This window comes from Streptomyces sp. NPDC101160 (genome assembly GCF_044768205.1).
GTDB lineage: Bacteria > Actinomycetota > Actinomycetes > Streptomycetales > Streptomycetaceae > Streptomyces.
Genome location: NZ_JBIWPJ010000007.1, coordinates 617,673 through 626,951 on the forward strand (window position 1 = coordinate 617,673; position 9,279 = coordinate 626,951).

General features: G+C 65.6%; 16 protein-coding genes and 1 pseudogene. 14 read left to right on the forward strand and 3 right to left on the reverse strand.

The window, feature by feature from the left end; translation table 11 throughout:
* The first annotated feature begins 29 nt into the window (after window positions 1–29).
* From ACIRSU_RS25665 to ACIRSU_RS25730, 14 genes are all read left to right on the forward strand, one after another.
* Window positions 30–491: a hypothetical protein gene (locus ACIRSU_RS25665; protein WP_403796366.1), complete on the forward strand. Its 462-nt coding sequence runs from the start codon at window positions 30–32 to the stop codon at window positions 489–491.
* Window positions 492–559: 68 nt separating this feature from the next.
* Window positions 560–805: a hypothetical protein gene (locus ACIRSU_RS25670; protein WP_403796368.1), complete on the forward strand. Its 246-nt coding sequence runs from the start codon at window positions 560–562 to the stop codon at window positions 803–805.
* Window positions 806–907: 102 nt separating this feature from the next.
* Complete coding sequence (locus ACIRSU_RS25675; protein WP_403796371.1) at window positions 908–1,621, forward strand: DUF2786 domain-containing protein; 714 nt, start codon at window positions 908–910, stop codon at window positions 1,619–1,621.
* 74 nt (window positions 1,622–1,695) lie between these two features.
* On the forward strand, window positions 1,696–1,983 hold the full coding sequence (locus ACIRSU_RS25680; protein WP_403796374.1) for a hypothetical protein: 288 nt from the start codon (window positions 1,696–1,698) through the stop codon (window positions 1,981–1,983).
* Window positions 1,984–2,038: 55 nt separating this feature from the next.
* Window positions 2,039–2,224 (forward strand): hypothetical protein, encoded by a 186-nt coding sequence (locus ACIRSU_RS25685; protein ID WP_403796377.1) that lies wholly within the window; start codon window positions 2,039–2,041, stop codon window positions 2,222–2,224.
* Window positions 2,225–2,254: 30 nt separating this feature from the next.
* Window positions 2,255–2,662 carry a hypothetical protein gene (locus ACIRSU_RS25690; RefSeq protein ID WP_403796380.1) on the forward strand — a complete coding sequence of 136 codons (408 nt, stop codon included), beginning with the start codon at window positions 2,255–2,257 and terminating at the stop codon, window positions 2,660–2,662.
* Window positions 2,663–2,735: 73 nt separating this feature from the next.
* Window positions 2,736–3,314, forward strand: coding sequence for a hypothetical protein (locus ACIRSU_RS25695; protein ID WP_403796383.1), 579 nt, complete (start codon window positions 2,736–2,738; stop codon window positions 3,312–3,314).
* Between the two features lie 83 nt (window positions 3,315–3,397).
* Complete coding sequence (locus ACIRSU_RS25700; RefSeq protein WP_403796386.1) at window positions 3,398–4,072, forward strand: hypothetical protein; 675 nt, start codon at window positions 3,398–3,400, stop codon at window positions 4,070–4,072.
* A 355-nt stretch (window positions 4,073–4,427) separates the two neighbouring features.
* Window positions 4,428–5,066, forward strand: coding sequence for a hypothetical protein (locus ACIRSU_RS25705; RefSeq protein ID WP_403796389.1), 639 nt, complete (start codon window positions 4,428–4,430; stop codon window positions 5,064–5,066).
* Window positions 5,067–5,075: 9 nt separating this feature from the next.
* Entirely contained in the window at window positions 5,076–5,507 is a 432-nt protein-coding gene (locus ACIRSU_RS25710; protein ID WP_403796392.1) for a hypothetical protein, read from the forward strand.
* Between the two features lie 18 nt (window positions 5,508–5,525).
* Window positions 5,526–5,792, forward strand: coding sequence for a hypothetical protein (locus ACIRSU_RS25715; protein ID WP_403796394.1), 267 nt, complete (start codon window positions 5,526–5,528; stop codon window positions 5,790–5,792).
* Window positions 5,793–5,812: 20 nt separating this feature from the next.
* Window positions 5,813–6,055, forward strand: coding sequence for a hypothetical protein (locus tag ACIRSU_RS25720; RefSeq protein WP_403796396.1), 243 nt, complete (start codon window positions 5,813–5,815; stop codon window positions 6,053–6,055).
* Window positions 6,056–6,083: 28 nt separating this feature from the next.
* Window positions 6,084–6,266: a helix-turn-helix domain-containing protein gene (locus ACIRSU_RS25725; RefSeq protein WP_403796399.1), complete on the forward strand. Its 183-nt coding sequence runs from the start codon at window positions 6,084–6,086 to the stop codon at window positions 6,264–6,266.
* A 37-nt stretch (window positions 6,267–6,303) separates the two neighbouring features.
* The gene (locus ACIRSU_RS25730; protein ID WP_403796401.1) at window positions 6,304–7,542 is read left to right on the forward strand and encodes a tyrosine-type recombinase/integrase; all 1,239 of its coding nucleotides are present in this window, start codon (window positions 6,304–6,306) and stop codon (window positions 7,540–7,542) included.
* A gap of 250 nt (window positions 7,543–7,792) precedes the next feature.
* Here ACIRSU_RS25730 and ACIRSU_RS25735 read toward each other — a convergent pair whose 3' ends face one another.
* From ACIRSU_RS25735 to ACIRSU_RS25745, 3 genes and pseudogenes are all read right to left on the reverse strand, one after another.
* Complete coding sequence (locus ACIRSU_RS25735) at window positions 7,793–8,056, reverse strand: type II toxin-antitoxin system RelE/ParE family toxin (protein ID WP_403796403.1); 264 nt, start codon at window positions 8,054–8,056, stop codon at window positions 7,793–7,795.
* Entirely contained in the window at window positions 8,049–8,318 is a 270-nt protein-coding gene (locus ACIRSU_RS25740) for a type II toxin-antitoxin system Phd/YefM family antitoxin (RefSeq protein ID WP_019434848.1), read from the reverse strand. The genes ACIRSU_RS25735 and ACIRSU_RS25740 overlap by 8 nt, the downstream gene beginning before the upstream one ends.
* Window positions 8,319–8,629: 311 nt before the next feature.
* A pseudogene (locus ACIRSU_RS25745) lies at window positions 8,630–8,785 on the reverse strand (type II toxin-antitoxin system RelE/ParE family toxin); the annotation flags it as partial.
* Between the last annotated feature and the right edge of the window lie 494 nt (window positions 8,786–9,279).

Sequence of the window (9,279 nt, forward strand, 5' to 3'; positions counted from 1 at the left end):
CAGCACCGACCACCAAAGTACGAGGACACATGCACCCCCAGACCGAATCCGCGGTCAAGGCTGTCGCCGGCACCCTGCTCTCGCACAGCACCATCTACGGCCTCGCCCTGGCCTACGACCGCGAAGAGTTCCGCCTTATGGCCCGCAAGGCCGAGGACAAGAACCTTCCGCACATGGCCGAGGAGTACCACCAGCAGGCCGACCTTGCCGCCGCACTGCACCACGCCGTCTTCTGGCAGTACGTGACCGACGACGAGCTGATCACAACCCACTGGGCACCGCTTCTCGGCGCGGTCGTCCGCCGTGAGGCGTACGAGCTGGTCGAGAAGGACCGGGCCGAGAAGCTGCTCGCCGACAACCCGGACGACAAGGTGTACCGCGACATCTGGGCCTGGGAGCGCAACCGCGCCACGAAGAACGCGGACAAGCTCGCCGAACTGAAGATCAAGCTCACCGCTGTGCGTGACGCCATCCGCACCTCCGCCGTCTGACCCTCCCGCCCCGGGCCTCCCTGCACACAGGGAGAGCAGGGAGGCCCCTTCGGAAAGCGATGCCAATCATGATCAAGCCCGACGATGAAATTGCCTTCCGCGCCCCCGACTGCGGCGCACACTCTCTCGTCCTTCGATTCGGTGACGTGCTGGTGGCAGGGCTCTTCGGGCCCTTCGCCCTCGAACCGCTTACCGAGGTGACCCTGACCTACGACCTGCCGACCTATGAGCAGCGCGAGGCGGAAGCGAAGGCCCAGATCGACGCCCTCGCCATCGCCCACATCCTCGGCGGCTGGGACCCGATCACGGTCTGACCCGCCAGATGCAAAGGCGAAACCTCCCGAAGGGAGGTCGGCGGGAGGCGGTTCCTCCCCCCTGACGATGCCAGCCCGCATCAACCCCTGAAAGGCCCCGACATGGCTACCCCCATGCCTGAAGACGGCAAGCTCGCCAAGATCCGCGCCATCCTGGCCAAGGCCGAGGACCCGGCGACCAGTCCCGAGGAGGCGGACGCCTACTTCGCGAAGGCCGCTGAGCTGATGGCGAAGTACGGCATCGAGAAGGCGATGCTCGCTGACGCGGACCCGGCCCAGGACCGCCCCGGAGACCGGATCATCAAGATCACGGGTACGTACGGCAGTGACCGGAAGTACCTGCTCGGCTACATCGTCAAGGCGCTCGGATGCAAGGCGATCGAGCTGAACGGGACTGATGTCCACCTCTTCGGCTACGAGTCCGACCTTGAGCGGGTGGAGATGCTGTTCACCTCGCTTCAGCTCCAGGCGTTCAACGCGATGCGGCACGGCCGCCCTCGTCCGGGAGAGAAGACGATCACCTACCGGAAGTCCTTCCTCGCCGGGTTCATCCTCACCGTCTACGCCCGGTTGGAAGAGATCGAGGCCCGAGCCCGCCAGGAGGCCGCGCCCAGCGTGACCGGCCGCAGTGCAGACCTGGTCCTCGCGGACCGCAAGGCCGTGACGCTCGCCCGCTTCAAGGAGGCGTACCCGCACACCCGGAGCGGTGGCGGATCGAAGCGGGGCGGCTCGGGCAAGGCCGCCGGAGAGGCCGCAGGCCGACGCGCGGACCTCGGACAGACCCGCGTGGGCGGTCGCCGAGCCCTCGCTGCCTGACCAGCTTCCACGGGCCGCCCCTGCACACAGGGAGAGCCGGGGCGGCCCCCCAACTGCGCTAAGGAGCAGCACTCATGATGCCGTCCATCCAGAACGCCCAGTCGATCGGCTTCGACAGGATCAAGAACCTCGTCGCCGAGGTACTCAAGACCGCTCGCGAGGTGGAGGAGTGGCGCAACGACTACGACCCCATGACCCAGGAGTGGTACACGCTCATCAACCTCGCCGAGACCGCCTCCAGCCTGGCCCTGTCTCTTCCGGTCGAAATGCTCCCCGACTCCGAGTGGCGCCACGTCAGCGACGCCGAGTACGGGGCCTGCGACGACCTGCTCGAAATCCTCGCCGAGGACGAAGCGAAGTAACGCAAGCGGCCCCTCTCCACAGGGAGCAGAGAGGGGCCACCCCGAAAGGCTACCCGTGATCACCATCATCTGCGCCGAGTGCAGCAGAGCCCCCTTCGGCGCCACGGCCCGCGGACTCTTCCGCTGCGACTTCTGCACCTCCGAGATCCGCACTTGTGAACTCGTACTCGACCCCGGCGAGGTCTGGGCCGTCGATCCCGTCGGCACGCTCGGCTACCTTCCCGCACCCGACAACGCCTGACCCCCACCCATCGCCCGAAAGGCAGGACACATGACCACCCCGTTCCTTTCCACCTTCCTGCGCGACAACAAGCGCAACCGCGACGGCCTCGAGGCCGCCTGGGTTCGGAAGCTCGAACTCGGCTACACCACCCGCGCCGAGCCGGTCACCGAACCCGACGGCTGCACCCGCACCCGGTGCGCCGGAGTCCACGAGGGCTACCCGGGTAGCGAACACCGCTGGGCCCTGCACTGCCTGCTGTGCGGCGTCGACATCGAGGTCTTCTACAGCCACATGCGGGAGCGCACCGGCAAGAACCCGGCGCCGCCTCGCCGGCACAAGGGCTGCAAGTTCTCTGGACCCAGCCGAGCGGAGGCCCGCGCTCTCCGTTACGCCGAACTCGGTCTCGCCCTGCCCGCCTGGGACGCAGACGCCCACGCCGCACGCTTTGCCGCCTGACACACACCCCTAACGGCCGCCCCCTGCACACAGGGAGAGCAGGGGGCGCCTCCCTACACGAGACGAAGAAGCCATGACCGACGTTCTGTCCACCACCGATGACGGCCGCTTCCGTGTGCGCCTGGTGCTCGACGAGCACCCCGAGAACCCCCGCAACGACGAGACGCTCGTCCACGCCCTCACGATTGACACTCACCTCGGGCAGTACCACCCCGTCGACACGGACGGCGGGCCCCTCGCATGGGCATGGGATCGCCTGAAGTGGAACCGCCGGAACGGCGTCGACATCTTCACCCGCTACGTCTCGATCATGCACGGCGGGACCGTCATCGAGTCCGCACCTGACTGCGGCCCGCGCTCCCTTTGGTACGTGACCGGCGAGGAGGCCCTCGCCATCGACGGCGGCCTCCTCACCGAGGGATACGTCGAGGCGGAGATGCAGGAGTACGAAGCGTGGGCCGAGGGAGACGTCTGGGGCTTCGTCGTTGAGAAGCGCGTCGACTGGACCCGCGACGACGACCCCGACGAGTCCATGCAGACCTGGGAGGAAGTCGACTCCTGCTTCGGCTTCTACGGCGGCCTCTTCGCCCGAGCGCAGGCCCGCGACGCCCTCCGTTTCTATGCGGGCCAGTCCGCCGGCATCGCCGCCTGATCCAACACGGCACATCGGCCGTCCCTGTCCACACAGGGAGAGGGCAGGGGCGGCCCCCTTCAGCACACGAAAGAGAGCACAACATGAGCACGCTGGACCTGTCTTTCGGCTCCGTCACCGTCGAGCGAGTCGAAGCCTCAAAGCCCTGGATCACCGGGTACAGGCTGACTGGACCCCGGGTCCGTGGGACGGTTGAGATCGCCCCTGAGTTTCATGAGCTGAGAGTCTCCGACTCCGAGCGGGCGTGGGAGTTCCTCCCCACAGCCTTCACGGTCGCCTACGGCCGCAGCACGTGGAATCGCTCCGGGGCGTCCGGGACACTGGAAGTCTGCGGCTCCCGCCTGGCCGAGTACACCGTCGTACGCCCCGGTCAGACCGACTGGGACATACATGTCCGGCGCATTCAGACCGGCATAGGCGACTACCAGGCACCCGAGGGAGCCACCGCCCGGACCGGCGAGATCGTCCGAGCTCTCACCGAGATGCACCGGCGGGACGCTCAACTCGTCCATGAGAAGGCCGTCGAGTTCCTCCGCAGCCGCCGGAGCGACCGCCTGACGGCGATCGAGCGCGAGGCACGCGAGGTCGAGATCCAGCTCCGCACCCTCAAGGGCCGACACGCCGAGTTGCGGATGCGCGAGTCGTTGATGGCTGGGGAATGGGCTTTCGAGACCGCGATTGAGGAGGCTGCCCCGAGGGCCGGCGGAACGTGGACGCTCGGCCCGGCCGTACCCGCCTTCGGCGCCGTGGCTCAGTGAGGCACGACCTCCGCAAGCGTCCGGAAGGCCGCCTCCAGTGCACCCAGTGCCGGGCGGCCTTCCGGGACCGGGAGAGCGCGGACCGCTCCCGCTTTCACTGCCCCGGCGAACACCTTGCTCACGGACTACTCAGCCAGCGAGAGCACGTCATCCATCCAACCTGGAGCCGCGACCACACCTGCGCAGGCTGGGGCTGTCAGGAGCCCGACCCCGAGCACTGGCACGGTCCCGACCCCTACTGCGACGAGCCCACCTGCCTGCTTTGCCTGCACGACTGCGACTGCGACGTGTGCGAGGGCGGAGAGCAGGCGCCCGGCTTGAACCGACTCAACGACAGCCACGAAGGATGAACAGTATGAACACTCCGATCACCGAACTCGCGCCCGTCGGCACCGCGGAATCCGGTAGCGAGCCCGCGCTGCTCGTCGGCCTCGCGGGCGCTGCACGCTCGGGGAAGGACACCGCTGCCGAAGCACTCCTCAGCTCGGGATGGCAGCGAAAGGCGTTCGCGGACAAGGTCAAGGAGATGCTGTACGCCCTCGACCCGATCATGTTGGAGAAGGAGTACGCCGAGGGTGTGACCAGCCTCCGATACGAAGTCGACGGCTACGGGTGGGAGACCACGAAGGACGTCTATCCCGAGGTGCGTCAGTACCTCCAGAGGCTCGGAACGGAGGGCGGCCGGGCAGCCCTCGGGGAGGACGTGTGGGTCCACGCGCTCCTTCACGACTGCGAGACCTGGGGCCCCACCGTCATCACGGACGTGCGCTTTCCGAACGAGGCCGACGCGATCCGTTCGCGCGGGGGCCTGGTGATCCTCGTCGAGCGGGCCGGGCAAGACCACGCTGCCCATGCCGGGCACGCCAGCGAGAACGCCCTCGCCGGATACGAGTTCGACGCAGTGATCCGCAACGACGGGACAGTGTGGGACCTCTACGTGACCGTGAGGGAGGTCATCATGGCGGCAGGTGTAAACATGGAACATCCTTGTTAAGGTGTAGCCATGAGATTGACTCCCCGAAAGGAAGAGGTCGAAGCCATCAAGGCGCTTCTCGAGGACCCGACCTTCGAGAGTGCCGACCAGATGGCCAAGGCCGTTTACAAGACAGCTGCCGAACTCCTCCAGATGCGGGACCTGTTCGCTCTCGTCCACACCTGGAAGGACGGCCACCGCGGCCTCAACTTCGGCCCCTTTGGCTCCGAGGCCGAGATCAAGACCTTCGCTTCGAAGATGGCCTTCGGCGGGACCGGCCGGGTGGTCAAGCTCTACAGCCCCGGCGCCATGCTCGCCAATGCGGACGGCAAGAAGGGGTGGAAGGGGTACTGCTTCCACGCCGACTGCGGGCACGCCCCCTTCACCCACTCCCTTGCCGGCGCCGCCCGAGGTGCCTGCCAGATCCCCACATGCCCGTGCGGCAAGTTCCAGCAGAAGTGACCCCAGAGAGGGATGCCCATGACCAGCGCCAACCCGGACGACATCCTCCGCGCCCCGAGCGTCACCGAGGCCGAGATCGCTGAATTGCGCGCACTGCGCGGTGACACGGCGCGGGTGACGAATGCCTTCCTCAGCCGCCTTGCCGCCCACATCGCGAAGGCCGAGGCCGAAGGCGTCATCAACCCCGCCCGGCACTTCGCCGAGTACCTCGGAGTTCAGCGTCCCGCCGTCCTCACTTACATGCGGATGGTCCGAAACCGAAGCCTCACGCCACCACGCTACTGAACACCCGAAGGAGCCAGACCATGAAGACCGTCGAATTCCACACCTGCGAGTGCTCCGACAAGCGGGCATTCGCCGACGAGCGGGCAGCCGACAAGGCCCTTGGTCGCGCCCAGGCCAAGCGTGACCGCACTGCCGAACGCCGAGGCCAGCGCCGGGCCATCGAGCGCGAGAACCGCATCTACCAGTGCGACTTCGGCATGTGGCACCTCACGAAGCAGTCCCGCCGCTCCTTCGAGGGGCGAACCGCGCTCTACGCGGCCTAGTTGTAAACATGTAGCCAAGAGGAGTTGTGTGCCGGCAGGAGGAAGCAACCGGCTGCTGACGCCGGAGGAAGTAGCTGACTGGCTGAAAGTCAGCGAGATCACCGTCAAGAACAAGTACCGGACGTGGGGGATCAAGGCCCAGAAGGTCGGCCGCCTCCTGCGATTCCGCGAGCGCGACATCGTCGCCTACCTCGACGACCACTACGGGTAACGGGCGGAGCCCTGTCCCAGCAAGCAAGGGGGGCCGCATGGCTACCGTTTTCCAGAGATGCAAGTCGGACAAGCGAAACAAGTTCTACCCCTGTGAGGCCGTTCGCTGCCGCCACGAGTGGACCGTTCGATACCGCGAGCCGGGCGGGCGTACGGGGCGGCAGCGCGAGGAGACCTTCCCCACCAAGACGAAGGCCGAAGCCCACGGCACCAAGATGGAGGCTGACAAGGACCAGGGCGTCTATATCGACCCGGACGCCGGGAAGATCAGCCTGCGGGCCTATGCCGACGACTGGCTGGAACGCCGAACGGTCGGTGACGCGACGCACTCGAACTACAGGGGCTTCCTCGACAACCATCTCTTGCCGCAACTTGGACGCAAGTCGTTGGCCTCGATCACAAAGCGTGACATCGAGCACTTCAAGGCGGCGATCCTGAAGGTGCTCGCCGAGAGCACGGTGTTCGACCGCATGAAGATGGTCAAGCACATCTTCTGGTCGGCCAAAGAGGAGAAGCTGATCCAGGACGACCCCGCCAGGGACGTCGACATCAAGCCGACCAACGTTGCTGTCGACGAGGACGAGATCCCGACGCTTGACGAGGTCAACCTCATCCATCAGTACATCTCTCCTCAGTACAAGCTGACGATCTCCCTTCAGGCGGGTCTTGGCCTGCGGATCAGCGAGGCCCTGGCCTTTCACGTCGGATGCCGGCGGGACGACTTCATACGGGTCCGCTGGCAGGTCAGCTCGAAGGCAAACAGGGGTGACGCCCGTACCCGCCTGGTTCCGCTCAAACACAGGGAGGATGGGGAGTACCGAGACATCCCGATGCCCCTCTTCATTGGGGAGGAGATCGACGAGCACGCCGCAGCATGGACCCCGATACCGCTTGGGTTCGAGACCAGGAGTGGCAAGAAGAAGGTCGTCGAGGTCTTTTTTGCCCCTCGTGAGCGCGGCAAGGGCATCATGCCCACGGCCTCGACGTACGGGTACCACTGGCGGAAGGCGCTCAAGGCTGCTGGCCTCGTCAACGCAGATGGCAGTCCGAAGTACACCCCGCACAGCCTTCGGCACTTCTTCGCGTCGACCGCCCTGGCGAACGGCGTTCCGATTCATGAGGTGAGCCGGTGGCTCGGGCACAAGTCGATCAAGACCACGGTTGACATCTATGGGCACCTGGTCCCGGAGGCGTGGGACCGCTGCCGTGACATCATGCAGAAGGCGATGCGGCCGGAGGCCCCAGAGGACCCCGCCGGCTACGACACTGCCGCCTGATGTGCTGGATGTGCTGGATGAACTCGCACCGTGCTGGATGGGTGCTGGATAGCCACTTCCAGAACCGTGTTTTCGCAGGTGGGAGCGCTGTGCTGAACGTTCAGGTTCAACGTGTAGTCAGCCTGTTACTGCACGTTAGATGATCCGTCAAGTGTGCAGGTCGGAAGGGGTCGACTCCTGATGGAGCCGACCCCTTCTTCGTCACCGTGCTGGATCGGTGCTGGATATTCTGACGCCGGATCAGTCGATGTCAGGCGTCGTAAACGGTGGAGCGGTGTCCGACGTGAACCACCCAGACCACCAGCTCTCCGTTGTCGATCGTGTAGACGACTCGGTAGTCGCCGACTCGCAGGCGACGGCGTTCAGGCTGCGATACGAGTGCGGTCGTATTGAAGCCGAGGGGATCGCTCTCCAGCTCGGTCAGCTTGGCCAGGATGCGCAGCGCCATGTCACGGGGGATCTTCCGAAGCTCGGCCTGCGCCTCAGGGCGGAAGACGGTTCGGTAGTCACTCACCGCGCGCCAGCGTCTCCCTCATGATGTCCTCGATCGGGATGCCGGGGGCCGGGTTGGCCATGCGCTCGTCGATGATCCGGTTGATCTCGCGCTCTTCCCACTCCTGGTACTTGCGCAGCACCTCGATGGAGACGACGGCGGCGACTTCCTTGCCTCGGCGTGTGATCACTGTGGGCACGTCGTCGCGGTCCGCGCGCTCCACCACCTCCGCCAGGTGCGCGCGCACGTCGCGGATGGACTCTATGGGCAGTGGCTGCGTCATGCGCCCAAGCGTACCGAGTGTTCCATGTGTACACAACGAGAACGGTGGGCAGATCCTCTCGCCGCGCGTGCGCTGGATGAGTTCGTACCGTGCTGGACCGGTGCTGGATGGGGGCCTCGGAGCCCGCATTCTCGCAGGTGGGAGCCCTGTGCTGAACGTTCCGCTTTAACATGTAATCGTTTGCATACTACACGTGACGTAATGGGTCAAACGTGCAGCCCAGAAGGGGTCGGACTCTGTCGAGTCCGACCCCTTCGTCCGTCACCGTGCTGGATGGGTGCTGGATATTCTGACGTGGAGTCAGTGGGCAGTCAGGTCTCGTGAACGGTGGACCGGTGTCCCACGTGAACGAACCACACCACCAGCTCCCCGTTGTCGATCGTGTAGACGACGCGATAGTCGCCCACTCGTAGCCGGCGGCGTTCGGGCTGGGACACGAGCGCAGTGGTGTCGAAGGGGTTGGGCTCTCGGGCCCAACCCCTTCAGCGACTCCTACGGGGGTGCCCTCCAGGGCCGAAGTTGACATGGGGTCCCCCGGGTCCGTAGTGTTCTCCGAGTTGTCCGACGTGAGCACCGACCCCGGTCGGCCCCGGACAGCGATTCCGCAAGAACCTCTCAACGCCTGACGGTGTGCTTTGTCGCGTCGCCGTCTTGTCTTTCCGTGCGTTTTTGCGAAATGAGGAATCCGCGTTCGAGGTTTGAGCGTGAGTCCCCGATTAGCTTCGGGGGCCGGGAATCCGCTAAAGTCTCACTCGTCGGAACGGCCCAACAGCCGGAAAGGCAAACCCCGCTGACCGGGGATCAGACGCCGAAAGGATCTGATAGAGTCGGAAAGCGCCGGAAGGGCCCGGAAAGACGAAAGTCGAAAAGGGACCGGAAAGCACCGAGGAAATCGGATCGGAAAGATCTGATAGAGTCGGAAACGAAGGAAGCGCCCGGAGGAAAGCCCGCGAGGGTGAGT